Annotated in this window: 16 protein-coding genes; 6 read left to right on the forward strand and 10 right to left on the reverse strand. The window is 60.1% G+C overall.

Features of this window, described 5'->3' with window-relative positions:
• Positions 1 to 59: 59 nt before the first annotated feature.
• Positions 60 to 1,940 carry an ABC transporter ATP-binding protein gene (locus tag EI77_RS21300; RefSeq protein WP_166647427.1) on the reverse strand — a complete coding sequence of 627 codons (1,881 nt, stop codon included), beginning with the start codon at positions 1,938 to 1,940 and terminating at the stop codon, positions 60 to 62.
• A gap of 151 nt (positions 1,941 to 2,091) precedes the next feature.
• Between EI77_RS21300 and araD the strand changes: the two genes are divergently transcribed.
• Positions 2,092 to 2,790, forward strand: coding sequence for an L-ribulose-5-phosphate 4-epimerase AraD (gene araD / locus EI77_RS21305; protein ID WP_133797340.1), 699 nt, complete (start codon positions 2,092 to 2,094; stop codon positions 2,788 to 2,790).
• A 7-nt stretch (positions 2,791 to 2,797) separates the two neighbouring features.
• Here the strand turns inward: araD and EI77_RS21310 are convergent, their stop codons facing one another.
• Positions 2,798 to 4,186, reverse strand: coding sequence for a right-handed parallel beta-helix repeat-containing protein (locus EI77_RS21310; RefSeq protein WP_133797341.1), 1,389 nt, complete (start codon positions 4,184 to 4,186; stop codon positions 2,798 to 2,800).
• A 148-nt stretch (positions 4,187 to 4,334) separates the two neighbouring features.
• Here EI77_RS21310 and EI77_RS21315 point away from each other — a divergent pair, with 148 nt between their 5' ends.
• Entirely contained in the window at positions 4,335 to 5,168 is an 834-nt protein-coding gene (locus EI77_RS21315; protein WP_208300439.1) for an LOG family protein, read from the forward strand.
• 276 nt (positions 5,169 to 5,444) lie between these two features.
• On the opposite strand, the gene EI77_RS21320 is transcribed toward EI77_RS21315, so the two are convergent.
• The 6 genes from EI77_RS21320 to EI77_RS21345 all read right to left on the reverse strand — a co-directional run bounded on the left by EI77_RS21320 (position 5,445) and on the right by EI77_RS21345 (position 13,418).
• The gene (locus EI77_RS21320; RefSeq protein ID WP_133797342.1) at positions 5,445 to 6,455 is read right to left on the reverse strand and encodes a polyprenyl synthetase family protein; all 1,011 of its coding nucleotides are present in this window, start codon (positions 6,453 to 6,455) and stop codon (positions 5,445 to 5,447) included.
• Positions 6,456 to 6,637: 182 nt separating this feature from the next.
• Positions 6,638 to 8,806 carry a peroxiredoxin family protein gene (locus EI77_RS21325; protein WP_133797343.1) on the reverse strand — a complete coding sequence of 723 codons (2,169 nt, stop codon included), beginning with the start codon at positions 8,804 to 8,806 and terminating at the stop codon, positions 6,638 to 6,640.
• 52 nt (positions 8,807 to 8,858) lie between these two features.
• Entirely contained in the window at positions 8,859 to 10,133 is a 1,275-nt protein-coding gene (locus EI77_RS21330; RefSeq protein ID WP_243838985.1) for a phenylacetate--CoA ligase family protein, read from the reverse strand.
• Between the two features lie 76 nt (positions 10,134 to 10,209).
• Complete coding sequence (locus tag EI77_RS21335; protein ID WP_166647428.1) at positions 10,210 to 11,103, reverse strand: ROK family protein; 894 nt, start codon at positions 11,101 to 11,103, stop codon at positions 10,210 to 10,212.
• A gap of 7 nt (positions 11,104 to 11,110) precedes the next feature.
• A complete protein-coding gene (locus tag EI77_RS21340) occupies positions 11,111 to 11,923 on the reverse strand; it encodes an SDR family NAD(P)-dependent oxidoreductase (RefSeq protein ID WP_133797345.1) in 813 nt (270 codons plus the stop codon).
• A gap of 91 nt (positions 11,924 to 12,014) precedes the next feature.
• Positions 12,015 to 13,418 carry a DUF1501 domain-containing protein gene (locus tag EI77_RS21345; protein ID WP_133797346.1) on the reverse strand — a complete coding sequence of 468 codons (1,404 nt, stop codon included), beginning with the start codon at positions 13,416 to 13,418 and terminating at the stop codon, positions 12,015 to 12,017.
• 119 nt (positions 13,419 to 13,537) lie between these two features.
• Between EI77_RS21345 and EI77_RS21350 the strand changes: the two genes are divergently transcribed.
• Positions 13,538 to 14,263: a L,D-transpeptidase family protein gene (locus EI77_RS21350; protein ID WP_208300440.1), complete on the forward strand. Its 726-nt coding sequence runs from the start codon at positions 13,538 to 13,540 to the stop codon at positions 14,261 to 14,263.
• A 6-nt stretch (positions 14,264 to 14,269) separates the two neighbouring features.
• On the opposite strand, the gene EI77_RS21355 is transcribed toward EI77_RS21350, so the two are convergent.
• Positions 14,270 to 16,273: an acyltransferase family protein gene (locus tag EI77_RS21355; RefSeq protein ID WP_166647429.1), complete on the reverse strand. Its 2,004-nt coding sequence runs from the start codon at positions 16,271 to 16,273 to the stop codon at positions 14,270 to 14,272.
• A gap of 197 nt (positions 16,274 to 16,470) precedes the next feature.
• Between EI77_RS21355 and dprA the strand changes: the two genes are divergently transcribed.
• The 3 genes from dprA to EI77_RS21370 all read left to right on the forward strand — a co-directional run bounded on the left by dprA (position 16,471) and on the right by EI77_RS21370 (position 20,629).
• Positions 16,471 to 17,571 (forward strand): DNA-processing protein DprA, encoded by a 1,101-nt coding sequence (gene dprA / locus EI77_RS21360; RefSeq protein WP_133797355.1) that lies wholly within the window; start codon positions 16,471 to 16,473, stop codon positions 17,569 to 17,571.
• Between the two features lie 83 nt (positions 17,572 to 17,654).
• Complete coding sequence (locus EI77_RS21365; protein ID WP_133797348.1) at positions 17,655 to 18,959, forward strand: glycosyltransferase family 4 protein; 1,305 nt, start codon at positions 17,655 to 17,657, stop codon at positions 18,957 to 18,959.
• Positions 18,960 to 19,177: 218 nt separating this feature from the next.
• Entirely contained in the window at positions 19,178 to 20,629 is a 1,452-nt protein-coding gene (locus EI77_RS21370; RefSeq protein ID WP_133797349.1) for an NfeD family protein, read from the forward strand.
• Positions 20,630 to 21,128: 499 nt separating this feature from the next.
• Here EI77_RS21370 and EI77_RS21375 read toward each other — a convergent pair.
• On the reverse strand, positions 21,129 to 21,784 hold a 656-nt coding region (locus EI77_RS21375), incomplete at its 5' end, for an ammonium transporter (RefSeq protein WP_133797350.1).

Genomic DNA, 21,784 nt, shown 5'->3' on the forward strand with positions numbered 1-21,784 from the left:
AACATTTGCACGGATCTGGCAAGCCCGGACCCAGACTTTCCCACGCCTCCCCTGCCCGCTTATTCGTGGAACTGGAGGGAATACAGTTTCTGATAAAGCTCGCTTTTCTTCAGCAGTTCATCGTGGGAGCCGATGTCCGCCACCCCACCATCTCTCATCACGATGATCTGGTCCGCCTGCATGATGGTGGAAAGACGGTGGGCAATGGCGATGACGGTTTTCCCCTCGGACAGCACATGGATGGCTTCCTGGATGATCTTTTCCGTCTCCGTATCCAGGGCGCTGGTGGCCTCATCCAAAAGCAGGATGGGCGCATTGCGCAAAATGGCACGGGCGATGGACAGGCGCTGCTTCTGCCCGCCAGAAAGGTTGCAGCCGGAGTCGCCCACGATGGCATTGTACCCGCCCTGCTGGGCCTGGATGAAATCATGCGCATGCGCCTTCTTCGCCGCCGCAATGATCTCCTCCTCCGTCGCATTCAGGCGGCCATAGCGGATGTTTTCGCGGATGGTATCGTGGAAGAGGAAGGTATCCTGGCTAACCAGGCCGATGTTTCCACGCACACTGTCCTGCGTCACGGTGCGGATGTCTGTACCATCCATGAGTACCCGCCCGGAGTCTGGATCATAAAAGCGCAGCAGCAGGGAAAAGAGCGTGCTCTTGCCTGCACCGCTCGGCCCCACCAGCGCATAGAATTTCCCCGGACTCAGCTCCATGCTGACGTTCGTGACCGCAGCCTTGTCCAGCTTGCTGCCGTCGATCTTGCTATACGCAAAGGAGACGTTTTCAAAGGTGACTCCGCCTTTGATGCGCGGCAGTTCAGGCGCACCCGGCAGATCCTTGATGTCCGCCTCGCGTTCCAGCAGGTGCACCACCTTGTTCACCGCATACACCGTCTTCTGCATGAGCAGATTCACCTTGCTCAGTTCCTTGGCCGGCGGGTAGATTTTCGTCAGCGCCATCACCAGCACGATCAGCTCGCTGGCACTGCGTTCCTGCACCCAAAAATACACCAGCCCTGCAGCGATGCCGATGGAGGCCACGGATTCCACAATGGGGCCGATGAGCTCCATCGCCCGCGTCCAACGTAGCATGTTGCGGCACATCTCCGCGTTCGCTTTGTCGAACCGTTTCACCTCATACTCCTCCCGCGCATAACCTTTCACCAAGCGGATACCCGTGAAGGATTCATGCATCGTCGTCATCATGGTGCCTACCTCTTTTTCCTCACGCGAGCCAGACTTCCGCACCTTGCGACCGATGGCGATGATCGGTGCCAGGCACAGAGGGAAAATAACCAGGGACATCAGGGTGAAAAACCAGTCCTGGGAAAACAGCACAAACAGGATGGTGACGATGGTCAGCGGCCGGTTGGTGATCAACTGCACCAGTTGCACCGCGTTCGACTGTGCCACACGCGACTGGTTGAAAACCGTCTGCATCAGCTCCCCGGCCTTGGTATGGCTGAAGAAGGCGGGCGACTGCCGCAACACACTGCGGAAGACATCGCTGCGGATGTGGAAAAGCATCTTCGTCCCCACCCAGGCCAGACAATACTTGTTCAAGTATTCTAGGAACCCGTTGAGAAACATCAGCACCGGGATGCACGCGCAGGCGATGATGACCCCGCCCAGGCCCACGGGCGTATCATTGGCCATGCCCAGTACCTGAGCCAGATTCACCTCTCCAAAGACCGGCAATTGCACCGGTGTACCCAGCGTCTTGGCCCCGCCATCCAGCACGAGCTGGAAAATGAGCGAGACGCCCACGATGAGCACGCCATTGAAAGCTGCGGCCACGATGCCAATGAACACCCCGAGGATAAAACGCCCCATCCAGGGCTTCAAATACTCCAGAATCCGCGCATACGGCATCTTCAACTGGGCGATCTCAGCATCGGTCATCTGAGAGGGATTCTTCGAGAAAGGAGCTACGGCCATGGAGGTGGGAAAACAATCCCGCACAGAGGCTGCGGGGTCCGATGCGTAGCACGGGAGATGCAAAGCGTCGAGATGAAGTTCACCCCCTCGGAGCAAAGCGGAATCCTCGTTCTTGATATACCCGCCCACCCGCCGGATCATCCTGATCACCATGACCCTGTCAGATCTCAAAAACCAAGTTTGCGAAGCCAACCGCGCCCTGGAGCCCAGCGGCCTCGTGCGCCTCACCTGGGGAAACGTCTCCGGCATCGACCGCGCCTCCGGCCTCTGGGGCATCAAGCCCAGCGGTGTTGACTATGCCAGCCTCACCCCGGAGGACATCGTCATCCTGGACCTGGAGGGAAACCTCGTGGAAGGAAAACTGCGCCCCTCCTCCGATACCAAAACCCACCTGCATCTCTACCGCGAATTTCCCCAGATCGGCGGCATCACCCACACCCACAGCCTGCATGCCACCATGTTTTCCCAGGCCGGGCGTGAGCTCCCCTGCTACGGCACCACCCACGCGGATCACTTCTACGGCAGCGTCCCCATCGTCCGCGCCCTGACCCCGGAAGAAGTGGAAACCGATTACGAGCACTACACCGGTGTCGCCATCGTCCAGCGCCTGCGCGAGCTCGGCCTCCACCCCCTGGAGATGCCCGCCGTGCTGCAACGCCACCACGCCCCCTTCACCTTTGGTAAGACCGCCATGGACTCCCTGCAAAACAGCATCGCCCTGGAAATGTGCGCCCAAATGGCCCTCGGCACCCTCACCCTAAACCCCGACCAAGCCCCCATCCCCACCCACATCCTCGACAAGCACCACCTCCGCAAACACGGCCCCGGCGCCTACTACGGCCAGAAGTAAAGCGCACTCACCTCACCTGCTTCCCATTCCCCAGCAGGTTCGCGCCGACTTGGTTATCGTTCCCGCCGAGGATGAGCAGGGAGGGTTCTTTGGAACGCACGTCTTCGACGCGGTCATCGCGAATGAGGTTATCGCTGATCAGGCTCTGCTCCACCTGCTCCAGCAGCAGGCCTGCGCCATCGCTATCCAGGATGCTGTTACCCGTAATCATCAGGCGGCGACCGCCCACGATCTCCACCGCAGCACGTTTCCGCATCACTCCGGCGACGATGTTGCCTGAGAAGGAACTATCGGTACAGGTTTTGAAAACGATGCCGTTGTTTTCCGCCTCCTTGAAACCGTTCACCAGATAACGCGGATTGCGGTCAAAATTGTTGCTGCTCACGATCAGATGCTCGCAATTTTCCGCCAGCAGATCGTGCTCAAAGCCTTCCCAAAAAGTGTTGCCGGTAATGACCACTCCACGGGCGTCCTTCACCTCAATGTTCACCTTCACATCGCTAAACACATTGGCGCTGATGGTCACATTCCCCTCGCGGGTGTGTGCGCGGCCCACGCGGCGCTCCAGGCTGGCATCGGTCCCGGCTCCCAGGATGCGGATGTTGGCAGATCCCGCCGCCTTGCTGGTATGCTGAAGCGTGCAGCCTGTAATGGCCACCTCGCCAATCGAGCCTCCGGTAGAATCCAGCTCCACATTGGCGGAGGGTGGCGAATCCGCGTAATGATTGCTCTCGATGTCACAGGTGCCGATGTGCAGGTTGCGCACATTGCCACCGCGCGAGACGACCCCGCCGCCGCGATTGTAGCTGATGTGGCTGCCCACGATGTTGATCTGATGCAGGTTCACGTTATCCAAAAACACACCGATGCCCGTGTTGTCATACAAATGGCAGTCGCTGATCATCACGTTGCGATTGCGAGTCGTCAGGTGAATGGCGTGGCGGCACTTGCTCACCACCAGCCGGTGCAGCGTCACCTGCATCGCCCCGCCCACCTCCACGCCATCCGCTTCGGGATGCGCGCCATAAATTTCAAAACCGCTCAGCATCGGCGTACGTTCCTGCTCCCAGATTTCAGGCTTCATCTGGGTCGGTGCCGCCGATCCCTCATGATGACCGATGAGCCTAAACGCCGGTCCCGCCCCGGTCATCAGGAAACGCGCTGTGCCATCCCCGGATAGGCCCACCAACCCTGTTTTGGACAGGTCCACCGTGATGGTTTGCGTCAGCTTATACGTGCCTTTGGGGAAAAGCAGGCTGCCGTATTCATCCACCGCTTTCTGAAGGGCCACCGTATCATCCGTCTGGCCATCCCCCTTCACACCCACCGTCTGGACATTCGTCTGGGCCGCAGCTAGGACAGCGGAAAAAGCGATCAGCAATAGAACTCGTAGCATCTCACTTGAACGCGCATCAGCCTCCTAAAATCACATACCGACATGCTGCCAAGAAATGGTTTTGTGTGCAGGCTGCATGAATATCGCACGTCACCCTCCACGTATTTTAAATGAATTGGGGGGATAAGGCGTCAAAGAAAGTACAACCATGCCAACTCCCACCATGCACGATAAAGAGGGGCGACCTGGTGCCGCCGCCCCCAGCCCGCAACCCCCACCCCAAGCGCCGAGTGAAAAGCAAATCCAGCAGGCCTTTTGCCACCGGTTGGTTGACCGCGCCCTTCTCCAGGGCCCCAATCACCGCCTGACGGAACTGCGCATCCTTTTCAGTGTCATCGGAGATTTCCTGCGCGGATTTCGCGGTCTGCACTTCGTCGGCCCCTGCATCACCGTCTTCGGCTCCGCCCGTTTTCAGGAAGACCACCCGCATTATCAAAAGGCACGCGAGATCGGCGCGGCCATCGTGAAGGCAGGTTTCACCGTCATGACCGGCGGTGGCCCCGGCATCATGGAGGCAGCCAATCGCGGGGCAAAAGATGTGGGCGGCCGCAGTGTCGGCTGCAACATTGAACTGCCCTTTGAGCAGAGCCACAATCCCTACCTGGACCGCTGGGTGACGATGAAATACTTCTTTGTTCGCAAAGTGCTGCTCATGAAATACAGCTACGGATTCGTCATCATGCCCGGCGGCTTCGGCACCCTGGACGAGGCCTTTGAAGCGCTGACGCTCATCCAGACCAAGAAAGTCCGAAACTTCCCCGTCGTCATCATGGGTACCGAGTTTTGGGGAGACCTTCGCGCCCTGGTGGACAGCATGGTCACCAACGGCACCATCAGCCCGGAGGACCTAAACCTCATCTGCTGGACGGACAGTGTGGAGGAAGCCATCGCCCACCTGGAAGAACGGGCCGTCAAACAATTCGGCCTGACCTGCGAGGTGCCGCCCCGCTCTAGCTCCTGGCTGTGGGAAAAAGGCCTGTAACCGGCTTGTCTAAAGCGCCCTTTCGAGGGCGCTTTCTAGATGGTAAATCCCGACAGCAATTTTCACAAAGAAGTAAAAACGCAGGTGATTAGCAAAGGGCACTTGAGGCCGTCTTGCGCAAAAACATCTCCGTCCCCAAGCCCAACGGGCTTACGTAATTGAGCCCAGGATTGGCACAATCCTGGGGACAGGACCCGCAGGCGCCTTCAATCCGCGAACCCCAACGGGGTTCAGTCCTGAAACGACAGCGAAATCATCATGGCAGGATGACGCCGCTCACACCGACTCCCGGCAATTGCTCAGCAGCGCATGCAGGTAACCGGCGATTTCATCAAAGGCGGTCTTATAATCCGATTCTTCCAGGCAGATCAGCTCGGCACGGGCTTCATTCAGCATGTTTTGCGCAAAGGTGACTGCACGCTCAATGGCCCCTTCATAGTCAGCGATGCCGGCCAGGATGGAGGTATCCATCGGCTCCCCCTTCAGCAGCATCTTGTTCAGCTTCTGCTTCTGCGCATCCGTGGCGTCTTCCAGAAGATAAAGGATAGGCAGCGTCAGCTTGCCCTTGATGAGGTCGGTGCGCAGGGTCTTGCCCACTTCCTTTTCATCTCCCACTAGGTCCAGGCAGTCATCATAGATCTGATAGACCGTGCCCAGCTTCATCCCGTAGCTGTAAAGCGCGTGTTCCACCTGCTCAGACACTCCATTGAGGCGTGCGCCCAGCCCGGCAGCAGCGGCAAAGAGGGCCGCTGTTTTCATCTCGATCATGCGCAGGTAATCCGGCACCGAGAGGTTCAGGTCAAAGCGGCGCTGCGTCTGCAAAATCTCCCCGCTGCATACATCGCGTGAGGCTTTGGCGATGCTGCGGCAGACCTGGGTATCTTCAAATTCCGTGGCCAGCTCCAGCGAGTAGGCGAAGATGGCATCTCCCAGCAGCACGCTCAGCGCACTGCCCCATTTGGCAGCCGCAGTCGGCAGACCCCGCCGGGTGGCGGCACCGTCCATGATGTCATCATGCACCAGGGAGGCGATGTGTACCATTTCCAAAATAACCGAGAGACGCGTGTGGTCCGCTGTCTTGCCGCCCGTGGCCCCACCGGCCAGCAGAGCCAGAGCCGGACGGATACGCTTTCCTGCCGCCTGGCACACATAGCTCACGTATCCTTCCACGGCCGGATCAAAGGCACGGGACTGTTCGCGAATAGCTTTCTCGACGATCTCGAGGTCAGCACGAACGAGTTCGAATGGAAAGACAGGGGCGGAGGCGCTGGCGGGAATATTTTTCATGGACAGGGCGTGGCTGGCAGCGCCGGGGGACTAAGAACAGACTCCCAGTACGTGGCGCACCGCCTTTCCTGAGTCAATTACGACCTGCATGGAATCTGCGGATCAACTTTCACCCAGGTTATCATGGATGAAACTTTTGAAAGCAAAATGGGCCGAAAAGTCGCCTCAAAGCCCTGCCATATTCACTTCATATCGAGCAGCCGCCGCGATTCCTCCAGCAGGAAAGCGGTATCTGTGAAGGGTTCCCAGCTCACATCCCACCAGCGCACACGGCCTTCGGCATCCACCAGTACCGCCGCATGCAGCGGCTCATCCTCAAAGTCATCATAAGCTTTGAAAGACTTAAACATCGCCAGTCCAGGATCGCAGTAGATGGGAAACGGGGGCAACTTGCCCGTGCTCATCTGTTCTGAGATTCGTCCCGCCAGGGAGACTGGCTCCAGGGTGACGGCAGCAAGCTGGATGCCCGCCTTTTCATAGTCGGGGGCCACTTTGGCAAAGGCATTGATCTGCGTCATGCAGTGGCCACAGGCGCTGCCCAGGTAAAACAGCAGCACATGCGGTTTCCCCTCGAAGGCGGCTGCGGTGACCGGTTGCCCCTCCAGAGTCAGCGCCTCCCATGGAGGTGCTGCGGGTGGCTGCCAGTGCATGGGCCCCAGGGTATCCAGCGCCGGGCGCACCCCGCTGTCCTCATGTTTTGGAGCAGCCTCACGCCATTCTTTCCCCGTGCCCAGGGTCACCGCCAGCGCATCCAGCCGCATGGCCACAGGCAGATCCTTGTCCATGGCAAAGGCTAGCTTGCCTACTTGTTTCAGCGTCTTTTTCGCGTCCTCAGTCTTGCCCAGCGCGGCCTGCACTTCCGTCTTCACGGCCAGGCCATAAAGCTCCTCAGACATGCCCTTCAGGCAGGCTTCCGCTTGGGTTTGACCACCCAGTTTCAGCCACAGCGGGGCGGCACGTTCCTTCGGCATCCCGGTCGCTGCTTGCAGCTTTTTAGCCGCATCTTTAGCTCCCATGAGGATGGCCTTCAGCGCCCGCAGTTCAGCCACCGCCTCAGCCGCTGCATCAGGCTTCTTTCCACCTTTAGCGGGCGGCCCGGCTTTCTTCTCGCCCTTCTTCTTGGCCTCCGCCTTTTTGATCTTCGCCTGCCACTGCTCCAGATGCGCGATGTTGATGTCCAGGGACTTCACATCCCCCTGATGATAAAAAGCCAGCCCGCGTGCATGACGCCGCGTCACCTCATGCTGGGCATGATCCACTGCCGTGATAAATGGCCCATCGGTCACGGCCAGCAACTCCTCCCAGCGCTCCCATTTGATCAGTGTCTCGATCAACCGTGTGCGGCCATAGTTGGCGCTGCCTTTGTCCAGCGTGTTGTATTTGGGATGCCGCGGATTGGTGATCAGGCTGCGGGCCAGCGCCTCGGCCTCTTGGGCTCGCCCCAGTTCGTTAAAGGTACGCACCAGCCATTCCTCATTGTGGGCATAGTTATGAATTTGATCCGGCAGCACCCAGTTCTGGCGCATGTATTCATGATCCGCCCGCGTGCTGGCCTCCTGCTGCCAAGCGGCGTCATCGGGACGCTTCAGTTTGGAAAAGGTGTGCCCCGGCATGTGCCACATATGGGCGATGCCCGGCGCGGACTGGCCATTCTGCGCGGCGGATTTCACCGCACGCGCCGGTTTGCTACCATCCCATAAATGAATGCGATAATGATGCGCGGGATGCTCTGGGTTTGCGACAAAGACCTGGTCCAGCAGCATGTCCACCACCTGCGGACTGCTCATCGGTGCCACATCCTTGGCATGCCAGATTTTCCAGGCCAGAAACGCCTTTGCCTCCACATCCTCCGGGTGCTCCTGCACGATGGTTTCCAGATCGCGGATAAAATCCAGCGCGCGCTGTTTTTTATCCCGCTTGTCCTCCTTGTAAAAATTCTCCAGCGTGGCCAGCCACAGCTTCTCCCTAGCCTCCGCCTTGTCCTTCAGCGCCACAGCCTTCTTCACAAATTCCTTGGCACGCTTTTCGTTATTCACATTCGCCATCGCCATGCCCCAAAAGGCCATAGCGCATTCCTTGTCCAGCACCGCCACCTGCCGGAACGAACGCTCCGCCTCATAATACCAGAAGCCATGGAGCTGGCCCACGCCCTGGTTGAAAAACTTCTGCGCCTCCGCGTTCTTCGTGGAGATTTTGAAATCCACCTTCCCTGTCCCCGGCATCAGCACCGCAGCCTGTCTCGGCCCTTCATTGAAGGCCTCCCCATGCAAAGAATGACCGGGCAAAGGATCCGCCGCCGCACAGACCAGGGCGGCGCTGAAGAAAACAAAGGCTGAAAAACGCAAGTGCATGAAGTGCCTACATCAACGCAGCCAGCGACTGCATTCATGCTGCATCCGCAAATCAAACCTTCCGCCACCGCCGTGCCTTGAACTCATACCGGGGCAGGCTGTCGGATTCCACCAATCGCACCGGGATGCGCATGGAAAAGGTATCCCGCAATTTTGATTCCAGCCGCTTAAACAGGTTTTTGGGCACATTGCCCGGCACCTCGATCAGCAGTTCGATCTCGTCCATGGCCTCGACCTTCCTCTGCTCCACCATGAATTCCACCACCTCGCTAAACTGCCGCACCACGGCCTCCACAGCACTGGGGTACACGTTCACTCCGCGCACCACCACCATGTCATCCACCCGGCTCAGCACCCCACCTTCCAGCGTCAGCCGCCCATTCCACATCCTCTTTTTCACCCAATCCCCGGTGCGATAGCGCAGCAGCGGCCCGGCAGCGCGGTCCAGGGTGGTCAGCACCAGTTCTCCATGTTCACCATCCGCCACTTCCAGGCCTGTGGCAGTGTCGATCACTTCCGCCAGATAGGCTTCTTCGATAACCACGAGCTGCCCCGGTGCCACCGTCAGTTCATAGCTCACCGGTCCCACTTCGGTCATGCCGTGGTGGTCATAAACACGCGCGTTCCATAGCTTCTCGATCCGCGCCCGCACCTCCGGGATACTGCCCCCAGGCTCTCCGGCGACGATGATTTTTCGGATGCTCAAGGCTTCCCTCTCCACTCCGCTGGCCTCACCGATGAGCTCGCCCAGGCGCAGCGCATACGTGGGCGTACAGCACAGCACCGTGGTCCCATACCGAACCATCATTTCCAGACGCGCCTGGCTGGAAAGACCGCCGCTGGGCAGGGAAAGATAGTGCCCGTTGGCCGCCTCATACGCGGTCCAAAAACCCAGGAAAGGTCCAAATGAAAACGCGAAAAAGATCCGGTCGCTCCCCTTCTCCAGATCCGCCGCCTCATACACCCGCCGCCAGCAGGCCAGCATAGCCTCCCAGCTTTCACAGGTATCCAACCACGCCACCGGCTGGCCGCTGCTTGTGCCGCTGGTCTGGCAAAAGCGCGTGTAGTCCGCCAGCGGCTGCGTGAGATGTGTGCCGAAGGGCGGATGCGCCACCCGGTCGGCCAGCAGCTCATCCTTGGTCGTGAAAGGCACCTGCTGGATGAAATCTTCCACCCCATTCATTGCGGAAACCACAGCTCCTGCCGCCTTGAATTTAGGCGCGTAAAATCCGTCCGCAGCGGTCACGGCGAGCAGGATGGAGCGCAGCTTGCGCCACTGGCTGGCACGCAGACGGTCACGGTCGAGGGGGGTACTTTCATCAGCCACCTGGCAGCGTTGCCGAGCAGGCCGGAGCGGTCAAATAGAGATGCACACAGACTGCATGGGCCGGAGCCTCACGCCATCACAGCACACTCTTCACGCACCCGTAGGCACCCGCTTCATCCCCCAGGCTGGCCAGCGCCAGACGCACCTGCTTTCCACCCGGCCGCCATTCGTATTCATCCAGGAAAACCGAAAGCGGTTTCAGCAGGCGGTCCCCTGCCCCCGTCGCGATACCCCCGCCCAAAATGATCAGCTCCGGGTCTAGCACATTGATCAGGCTGCCCAGCGCTGCACCCAGATGACGCAGGGATTCCAGCCATACCTTGACCGCATGCTCATCCCCGGTAGCGACCGCTTCCAGCAGCGCCAGGGTGGTGGCATAACGCCCCTCCCCACGTTCCTGGATCGTCTTATTGCCAATCGCCACCTCCAGGCTGCCAGGCGTGCCATACAGGTCCGTTGGCGCATTCACATCCGTGGAAACATGCCCCAGATGCCCAGCCCGGCCGATGGCCCCCTTCAGTATTCGCCCATCGCAAAATATCGCCCCGCCGACTCCAGTGCCCAGAGTCACCATGAACACATTTTGACAGCCTCTGGCCGCGCCCACCCACACCTCCCCCAGCAGGGCTGCATGGGCATCGTTGAGCACATTCACATGCCGGTCCAGAAAGGTCGGCCAGTCCAGTTTCTCCAGCCCATGCATCCGCCCCGGCATCCAGTCGATGCATCGCCCGTTCGGATTCGCCAGCCCTGGTGCGGACAGCCCCACACGCAGCCGCCCTCCACCAGCTTGCGCTTCCAGTTCCTCCACGATCCCCCGCACAGTCAGCGCGAAACGCGGCACTCCATCCACAAATTCACCGTCCAGTGTCGGACGTGAAAAGCTCGTGACCAATTTCCCGGTTTCACACTCAATGAGTGCCGCCTTGATGTTCGTTCCGCCCAGATCAATTCCTATCGCTACATTCATAGTTATATCAGTTCTTCTTGTTAGGCGCTTCTCTCCCTTCAGATACCGTCCATCCGCCATCCACCGCCAGCACCTGGCCCGTGATGAATTGGGCCGCACGCGAAAGCAAAAACAACGCCGCCCCTTCCACATCCGCCGGGCTGCCCACGCGCCCGCCATCTAGCGGCTGCTTGGCCGCAACGAACTGCACGATGGCCTCATTGCCCACCGCACGCTGGGACATCGGCGTTTCCACCAGCGCCGGGGCGATGACGTTCACACGGATGTTTTGCGGCGCATAATAACTGGCGATGGACCGGCTGAAACCGACGATGCCTGCCTTCGCCGCCGCATAGGCATGACTGGCAAAAAATTCCGGCGAGGGTGACCACCCGAGCACGCTGCCCATGTTTAAAATGCAGCCCCCGCCGCCCTGCTTCATGAATTGCTTCACCGCTGCACGGTTGGAGGCAATCAAGGACGTCAGGTTCAGATCCAGCGTATAGCGCAGCCCCTCATCCGTGATCTCATGCAGCGGCCCGTCACCCTTGGCCCGTCCGCTGCCGCCCGCCACATGATACAGCGCATCCAGCCTGCCAAAGGCCTCCACCGCCAGAGCCACGGCCCGCTCCGCCGTTTCCGGCAGACTGGCATCCGCAGCGAAACCGCGCGCATTTTCCCCCAAGCTATCCAACGCAGCTTGCACATTCGCCTCACTCCGGCTGGTGACGACCACCTTCGCTCCATTGGCCACCAGCGCCTGCGCCGCAGACAGCCCCAGCCCCGTGGTGCCGCCCATGACGACCACCACCAGTCCCTCAACATCATAACGCGCACTCATTGTGCCCGCGATTATCCCCAGCCCTCCGCCCCTGACAACGCCTATCGTGGATCACACCCCGGTTTTCCCCATCAGCAGAGAATCACCGCCACTACGCCAAGATCTCATTCACCACATGCCCATGCACATCCGTCAGGCGGAAGTCACGCCCGGCATACTTGAACGTCAGCTTTTCATGATCCAGGCCTAACAGATGCAGGATGGTCGCGTGCAGGTCATGCATGTGCACCTTTCCCTCCACCGCCTGGAAGCCGATGTCATCCGTGGCCCCATGGGCAAACCCCGCCTTCACACCACCGCCTGCCAGCCAGACGGTGAATCCCGCCGGGTTGTGATCGCGACCCGTGCCGTTTCTTTCCGCATACGGCGTGCGGCCAAATTCACCGCCCCACCAGACGATGGTATCCTCCAGCAGCCCGCGCTGCTTGAGGTCCGTCAGCAGACCGGCGATGGGTTTGTCCACCGCCGCTGCATGGTCTCCATGTTTGGGCAGATTGCTGTGCTGATCCCAGGCTGGATTATTGGAATTGTCACCGTAATTCACCTGGATGTAGCGCACCCCCTGCTCCGCCATCCGGCGGGCCATCAGGCATTGCCTGCCAAAGTTATCCGTCGTCTTGTCGCCGATGCCATACAGGCTCAGCGTGGATTCAGATTCCTGAGCTAGGTCCAGCGCATCCGGGGCCTTGTTCTGCATCCTCCAGGCCAGTTCATAACTTTGGATGACCGCCTCGATCTCATTGTCCCCCGGCAGCATCTGCTGGGAATTCAACGCGCCTAACAATTCATACTGCCGCCGTTGCTGCTCCGGGCTCCAGGTGGTGTTGACGATGTTTTTGATCGTCGCCTCCTTGCTCGGCAGGCCGCTGCGGCCTAACGGAGTACCTTGGAAAACGGCAGGCAGGAAAGCATTGCCATAATTGCGCGGCCCGCCATTCCCCAAGCTGGGGCTGATGGTGACAAAACCCGGTAGGTTCTCATTTTCCGAACCCAGCCCATACATCACCCATGCCCCCATGCTGGGCCGGATAAAGCTCGTCGTGCCCGTGTGCATAAACAGCGTGGCTGGACCATGCGCCACCCCCTCCGTATGCATGCCATGCAGGAAGCACAGGTCATCCACATGCCGGTTGATGTTGGGAAAAAGATTCGATGCCCACCTTCCTGTCTCCCCATGCTGGGCAAAGTCCCACAAAGGTTTCTTGATGCGCTGCGGGGAGCCCTTTCCCGTCTTCGCCACCGTGCGCGGATCCGCGATGTCGATGATCTTCTGGTCATCCTTCAACAGCCGTGGTTTGTAATCAAACGAGTCCACATGGCTCACCCCGCCCTGCATAAAAAGAAAGATCACCCGCTTCGCCCTCGGCGCATGATGCGGCTGCGGTCCCCTGCCCCCGCCCCCCGCCCACGCCTGCTTCTGGGCCAGCGCAGAGGCCGCCAAGTATCCAAAACCACAACCCGTGGTCTGGAGAAAGGAACGTCGGGAAGAAAACATGATGGTTAGAACGTCCCCAGATTCCCTTTTTTTGCTCCCCGAGCCAAGATCATTTTCCACATTCAAAATCCAGGCTCGACATTCGCCTCCTCTCGCCTTTTCATCTGCACCACCCCCGCATGACTGCCGTCTCTTCCTTTTTTCGCACAGGTCTCCCCTTTCTCGCCCTTGGCCTGGCCCTGTGCAGTTGCAGTTCTTCGCCCGATGAGGCCGCCCAGGAGCAGCCAGGGTCAAAACGGGATGCTTACTGGATCGGCGACCAAGTCGCGGGCAGCCCAAAGCTGGTGATCGACCTCAGCGCCCAGCGCATCCGTTATTTCAAAGGCGGCCAGCTCGTCGGCGTCTCCCCCATTTCCTCAGGCCGGGAAAGCCACTCCACAGTCACCGGCACTTTCCGCATCACGGAAAAGGATCGTTACCACCGTTCCTCCCTGTATGGCAGCTACGTGGATGCCGATGGCAACGTCGTCGTAGAGGATGTGGATGTGCGCAAAGATCCCCGCCCACCTGGCACGACCTTCCTCGGCGCAAAGATGCATTACTTCATGCGCGTCGTCGGGGCCATCGGCATGCATGAGGGATACCTGCCCGGTTATCCCGCCTCCCATGGTTGCATCCGCCTGCCGACGGATATGGCCGCCATCTTTTACAATGCCACCCCTCACGGCACCCCTGTACAGATCGTTGGCAATGCCTCCCTGGCTGCCTATGAGGCCCCCGTCCCCATGGTGCAGCAAGCACCAGCCCCACAGGAGGAAGTGCGAAAACCAAAGACACGCCATGGCCGCAAGCCCAAGGCCCCCAAGCGCCAGGCACTGCCTCCTGGCACCACTCTTTATTTGTAAAAGTGCTCAGCGCTTAGGCGTGGCAGAGCCGGAGACTAGGCCCTCAAACAGCGGCCTCAGCAGGTGCGCGCCTTTCACGGTCAGATGGTTGTAATCCACATAAACCGCATGCCCGTCATGCTCGATCAGGGTTCTGCCATCCGCATTCATCAGCAGATCCGCCGGGTCCAGCACACGGGCTCCGGTTTCTAGCAAACGCGGGATCAGCGCCTGCATCACCGCATTGATTTCACGGTGCTTTTCCAGAGTCGTCGTTCTCTCCGCAGGATTTGGGAACCAGCCTCCCGGCAGCCTTCCCAGAGCCAGCGCCTTCGGCACATCAAAGGGCTGCGTCGGCACATCCAGCACCACCCACACCTGGGTGCCCGCCTCTGTTAAAACACGCGCCGTCTCCACCAGCGCATTGGAAAATCCCTCGGGATCTTTGTTGGGGCATTCACTCCAGTAGGCAGCCAGGAGCGTGTTGGGGATTTTCGCTTTCCTCACCCGCTCCACCACCGCCTTGGCCAGGATCTCCGTTCGTACCCCCAGGCCGTTACGACTGCGGCGGTAAAAGCCCAACGTCGGCGAGGTGGCGCTATACATCGCCATTTCCGCCGTCAAACGATGCTCCTGACACAGCGCATCCAGCACCGGCATCAGGCTTCGCGCGTGGCTGTCCCCCCAGATCATCATCGCCACCGGAGCCTCCGCATCCTTCATGCCCGCCTTGGCAAACTGCCCCTGCTGCACCGCCTCCAAATCCACCGTGAGAGGAAATTCAGGACGGTCCTGCTTCCCGCCTTCATAGATCATTGCGGCCTCCGGCATCCTTTCCGGCAGCCCCTCATGGCGGACGATCTGCCAGCCTACTACGATGAACAAAACACCCAACCCTGCTCCCATCAGGAAAATGCTGCGCCGGGTCTTAAAAATGGATTTGCGCCGGAACGGCATCTCCACCCAGCGCCAGGACATCCAGGCCAGCAAAAAGGCCAGCAAGACAGCACCCACCCGAATCAAAACCGGCGGTGAATTATCGCCAAAAATATTCACATACTGAGCCAGCGCCAGCAGTGGCCAGTGCCACAGATACAGCGAATATGAAATGAGCCCCACCGCTACCAAAGGCTTCCATGTCATCACCCGCCAGGTCCGCGGCAGCGACTCCGCCTGGGCCTTTTCCCCCGCCCTCAGGCTATGCGCCCAGATCAACCCCGCAGCCCCCAGACAGGGCAGCAAAGCCGCCGCCCCAGGAAAAGCCGTGTCACTTTCATAAGCAAACGCGGCCACCAAAATCAGCACCAGTCCCAGCCCGGCCACCACCTCCCGCTGCTGGCGATTTTTTAAACGCCATGCCTCCGGCAGCCCGGCCAGCACACTCCCCAACAGCAATTCCCACGCCCGAGTGTGCAGCCAGTAAAAAGCGGTATTCGCATCCATCGCCACCCCCACCACACTGGCAACGAAGCTCACAACCATCAGCCCCACGAAAACCCGGACCATGATCCAGCGCACTTGGTCTGCTGAATGCCGCCGCTTTAACCAATGCTGCCCGAAAATCAAAAGCAGCGGCAGCAGAATATAAAACTGCTCCTCCACCGCCAGGGACCAAAGGTGTAACAAAGGCTTCTCCTCAGCCGCATCCGCGAAGTAACCCGAATCCTGCCAGAAATAGAGATTCGCACTCAGCAAGGCCTGCGCCACAAACGATTCCCCCAGGGAGGTAAAGGCGGATGGGAAAAGCACAGCAGCCCCCAGGGCCAAAACGACCACCAGCATCACCGCCAAAGCAGGCGTAATGCGGCGCAGCCTTCGCTCCCAAAAGCCAGCCAGGTCAATCGACCCGCGCTCCATCTCCTTAAACAGCAGCCCCGTGATCAAATACCCGGAGATCACAAAGAAAATGTCCACCCCCGTATATCCTCCATTGAACCCCATATCCGCGTGAAACAGAACCACCATCAGCACCGCCAGACCACGCAAGCCGTCAATATCAGGGCGGTAGGATGAGGATGAAGAGGGGATCATGGATGCATCGGCACAGCTCTCACAGGGGTGGATCAAAGCCAGCGCATGAATCATCATGCATGCAGAACTCGTCAAGCTGAAGCTGCCCCGCATAACCGGTCGGGCCTCATCTCTGAATTCCCCCGAAAGCGGGCCAAAAATAGAAAACCATCTCATGCCCGCTTGTGCGCACCGCCACTTGCCGCAACCATGCCCGGATGACGCGCACCGAAGCTTACCTAGCCCTGAACCTGATCCCCCAAGTGGGCCCGGTACGCATCCGCAGGCTCTTGCAGACCTTTGGCACCCCGGAGCGCGTCCTCACCGCCAAGGCTTCCGAAATCGTCCAGGTGGATGGCTTTGGCATGACCCAGGCCGAGGCCATCGCAGGCTGGGAAAGCCAAGTCCATCTGGATAAGGAAATGGCAAAAATCCACGAGCGCGGCCTCACCCTCCTCACCCAGGAGGACGAGCTATACCCGCCCCTGCTCAAGCAGATCTACGATGCCCCCATCCTGCTTTATGTCTGGGGTCAGCTTCAAAAGCGCGACCACCAGGCCATCGGTGTCGTCGGCAGCCGTCACGCCACCTTATACGGCATGAATGCCACGAAGAAGATGAGCTTCCAGATCGCCTATGCAGGCTATACCGTCATCAGCGGCCTGGCGCGTGGCATTGATACCGCCGCCCATGAAGCCGCCCTGGCAGCAAAGGGGCGCACCGTCGCCGTCATCGGCTCCGGTATAGGCAAGCTGTATCCGCCGGAAAACATGGCCCTGGCCCAGCGCATCTCCGAAAACGGCGCCGTCATCAGCGAATACCCCGTGGACCGCATCGCCGACCGGCAGACCTTTCCGTATAGAAACCGCATCGTCGCCGGTTGGGGCAGCGGTCTCCTGGTCGTGGAGGCACCCGTGAAAAGCGGCTCCCTCATCACCGCCCAGCAGGCGACCGAGCAAGGCCGCACCGTCTATGCCGTCCCCGGTCCCATTGACAAACCTACCTCCGCAGGCTGCAACCGCCTCATCCAGCAGGGGGCCAAGCTGGTCATGGATGGAGCCGATGTCCTGGATGACCTCATGACCCTCTTCCCCACCGCCCCCATCGCTCCCAAGGTGGAGGCCCCGCCCCCGGCCGTGAATCTCACCCTGGATGAGCAGATCCTCTTTGGCGCCATGACCACCGAAGAACTGCACATCGATGAACTCACCGCCCTCTCCGGCCTAGCCCCCGGCACTGTGAATGTGAATCTCATGCGGCTGGAAATGAAACGCCTCATCCGGGCGTTACCTGGACGCCGCTATGTGCGTGTGAATTGATCGCAGACGAATGGTTCCCTGGACCTTGATGATGCGTATCCTTTGCGTTAAACATCGCGCCCCTGCCCCGCCCACAGCCCTCTATGCGCATCCTTCATCTCACGCCAGGCACTGGTAACTTTCACTGCGGAAGCTGTCTCCGTGACCATGCGCTTATCAAGGCCCTGCGCTCTCGCGGGCACGATGCCATCATGGCCCCGCTCTACCTGCCCCTGGTCACAGATCGTGAGGTGGCCAATCCGGAGATCGGCATCCGCGTCGGCGGCATCTCCCTCTTTTTGCAGCAAAAGATGCCCTGGTTCCGCTTCCTGCCGCGCTTCATCCATCGCTGGCTGGACAAGCCTAACCACCTGCGCTTCGCCTCCCGCTTCATGGGCATGACCAGCGCCCGCGACCTGGGTGAGATGACCCTCGGGGCCCTGGAGGGAGAATCCGGTCGCCAATGGCCCGAATGGCAACGCCTCATCGAATGGATCCGCACGGAGGGAAAACCCGATGTCATCTCCCTCTCCAACAGCCTCCTCATCGGCCTCTGCCCCACCCTGGAGCGGGATCTCGGCATCCCCGTCGTCGTCTCTCTGCAAGGGGAGGATTCCTTCCTGGATACCCTCATCGAGCCTTACCGTGAAAAGTCCTGGGCCGCCATGCGCAGCAATGCCCAGCACGTTTCCAAATTCGTCGCCCCCAGCCAGTTTTACGCCCGCGTCATGCAGGAAAAACTGGCCGTCGGCGCAGACAAAATGGCCGTCGTTTTTAATGGCCTGGATGCCAATTCCTTCAGCGTCGCCGACCCCGATCCCAACTGGCCCGTCATCGGCTACTTCGCCCGCATGATCCATGGCAAAGGCCTCACCACCCTGGTAGATGCGTATATCCAGCTCTCCAAACGCGGCACCGTCCCCCGCGTGAAACTGAAGATTGGCGGCGCCAAAACCGCCAGCGATGACAAATACATCGCCAGTCTGCAAAAGAAGCTCAAAGACGCAGGCTGCGCCCAGCGCGTGGAATGGCACCCGAATCTCAGCTTCGCCGATAAGCTCAAATTCTTCCGCAACCTCACCGTCCTCTCCGTCCCCGCCACCTATGGCGAGGCCTTCGGCCTCTATATCCTCGAGGCCATGGCCAGCGGCGTCCCCGTCGTGCAGCCAGACCACGGTGCTTTTCCAGAGCTCATCGCCGCTTCCGGAGGCGGCGTCCTCTGCCCGCCAGACGATGTCACCGCCCTCGCCGATGCCCTGGAAAAACTCCTGCTCGACGATTACCAGCGCGAGCAAATTTCCAATCGCGGCCTAACCGGCGTGCGCACCGAATTCAGCGCCGCCCGCATGGCCGAACGCTTCGATGCCGTCCTCACCGAAGCAAAACAAAGCATCACCCCCAAGGTGTAGGGCGCCCGCCAATACAACCCAAGGAGTTGGGGCGTCCCGCCCCGACACGTCCCCCCCAAGCCATCGCGGGGTGTCCATGCCCCCCACTTCGGTCTCCCAAGGAGTTGGGGCGTCTCGCCCCAATATGCCCCCGACATCTCCCCCCCCCAAAAAACCCACCCACCCCCCCGCACAACCCAGTCATTGCCACGCCACCCCAGCCCAGGTATGCTCCCCGCATGAAGTCCGCCACTTTCCTGCCGCTGCTGGTTTGCCTGTCCCTGCTGATCAGCCTGTTCGTCCCGCAGATCCAGGCCGAAACCGCCAACTACAAAGGCAAGGTCGTCATCATCCCAGTCGGCGAAGAGGACCTCATCGCACGGGCGCGTTTCGAGTTCATGTCCCGCACCCTGGAGCGCTGCACCGATGAAGGGGCCGAGGCGGTGATCTTTGACCTCGATACCCCCGGCGGCCTGCTTTGGGACACCGTGGACCTCATGATGAACGACCTGCAAAAGCTCAAACCGCGCAGCTTCGCCTTCGTCAACAAACGCGCCCTCTCCGCCGGGGCCATGATCGCCGTAGCCACGGATGGCATTTACATCGCCCCCGCAGGCACCGCCGGAGCAGCCTCCCCCGTCTATGGCGGTGGCCAGGAAATGGGCGATGCCGAACGCGCCAAAATGAACTCCGCCACCATGGGCATGGCCCGCGCCGTGGCCAAACGCAAAGGTCACGATCCCCGCGTCATCGAGGCCATGATCGACATGAGCCGCGAACTGAAAATCGGCGATGTCCTCCTGGACAGCAAGGATTCCATCCTCACCCTGGATGCCGAGCAGGCCGTCATGAAGCTCGAAAACGGCAAGCCCCTCTTTGCCAAAGGCATCGTGGACACCCTGGATGAAATTAAAAAGGCCGAAGGTCTGAAGGGCGAAACCGTCATCGCCGAGCCCACCGGTTTTGAAGTCATCGCCATCTGGGTCACCAAATACGCCGCTATCCTCATCCTTATCGGCGTCGCCGGTGGTTACCTGGAAATGCAGGCCCCTGGGTTCGGCATCCCCGGCTTCGTCTCCATCGCCGCCTTCAGCCTCTTCTTCTTTGGCCACTACGTCGCAGGTAGCCTCGTCGGCCAGGAGACCGCCGCAGCCGCAGCCGTATTCATCATCGGCATCGCCCTGCTCATCATTGAGATCGCCATCTTCCCCGGCCTGCTGATTCCCGGCATCCTCGGTTTTGTCATGATCATGGCCGCCCTCGTTTACACCATGTCCGGCTGGGAAATGCCCGTCTCCCCCACCCTCCCCGGATCGCCTGCAGAATCCCCCGACGGCACCGGTTTCGACATCAACATTTACGCCACCGGTTTGCGCAACTTCGCGTTAGGCGTCCTCGGCGCAGGCATCCTCATCCTCGCCATCTTCCGTTTCCTGCCCCAGACCGGCCCCTTCCAGCGCCTCGTCCTGGATTCCTCCATTGACCAGGGAGAAGCCAAAGCCCCCAATACCGCCACCGTTTCTATCGGCGACCTCGGCCAAACCATCAGCGCCCTCCGCCCCTACGGCACCGCCCAGTTCGGCGAACGCCGCATCGAAGCCATGGTCGAAAGCGGCTACCTGCAAAGCGGCACCGAAGTCCGCATCCGCGACATCCAAGGCCCCAAAATCATCGTCGAACCCATCGCCTAATTCCCGCACTCGCACGCCCCCCTGGAGCGCACGCGCCTTTCCCCATGGAGCGCGGGCGTCCCGCCTGCCGTCTTGTGCGTCCCGCACAAGACCGTTCTCAAGCCCCCGTCCGCCCCCTCAACCATGGAGCGCCGACGACCCGTCGGCATTCAAAAACTCGTGCTCAGATTGAGCCCCCCTGCCAAGCCATAGGCCCTATACCTCTGATAAGCCCTACCCGAAAAAGCCTCATAATCAGAAATAGAATCCCCTCTCTGCTCCTCCGCCCCTCTGCGGCAAAAACGGGGTATCACACTGATATGGATTTACCGCAAAGAGGCAGGGGGGCAGAGATGGCGGAGAGTTTTGTAGTCCCGGCTTCAGCCGGTCTGGCCACCGATGACTTTGTGGGGACTCAGCAGCCAATGCACCGGCTGAAGCCGGGACTACAATGCACAAAAAAGCCGGAGCGCTTTCACGCTCCGGCTTCCTATCGGCAGGATCTCTCCTGCCTAAGTTCTTAGTGTTCGTAGCCGGACTCGCCGTGCTCGGAGAGGTCCAGACCCACCTGCTCCACTTCGTCCGTTGGACGCAGGCCCACGATCAGTTTCACCACCAGGGTGATCACGAAGGTTGCCACCACGCTCCACACGATGGTCACTGCCACTGCTTTGAGCTGCTCCATGAGCAGGCCTTCTTTCAGACCTGCCACGATGGAGTTGGCCTTCTCATCGGCCAGCACGCCTGTCAGGATCGCTCCCATCGTTCCGCCCACACCGTGCACACCAAAGGTGTCCAGTGCGTCGTCATAGCCCAGGATCTTCTTCAGGAAGGCCACCGCGATGAATGGAACGATACCAGCTGCCACACCCATGATCACTGCGCCATTGGCAGTCACGAAACCAGCTCCGGGAGTCACCACCACCAGACCGGCCACGATGCCCGAGCAGAAGCCCAGCACGGATGGCTTGCCACGAGTGATCCACTCCAGGAGGGCCCACACAAATCCGGCGATGGCGGCTGCCAGCGTCGTGGTCATGAATGCGTTGGAGGCGATGCCATCAGCACCCAGAGCGGAACCGGCGTTGAAGCCATACCAGCCCACCCAGAGCATGCCTGTGCCCACGGCGCAGAGCACCATGCTGTGAGGAGCCATCTGCTCTTTGCCGTAACCTT

The organism is Prosthecobacter fusiformis (genome assembly GCF_004364345.1).
GTDB lineage: Bacteria > Verrucomicrobiota > Verrucomicrobiia > Verrucomicrobiales > Verrucomicrobiaceae > Prosthecobacter > Prosthecobacter fusiformis.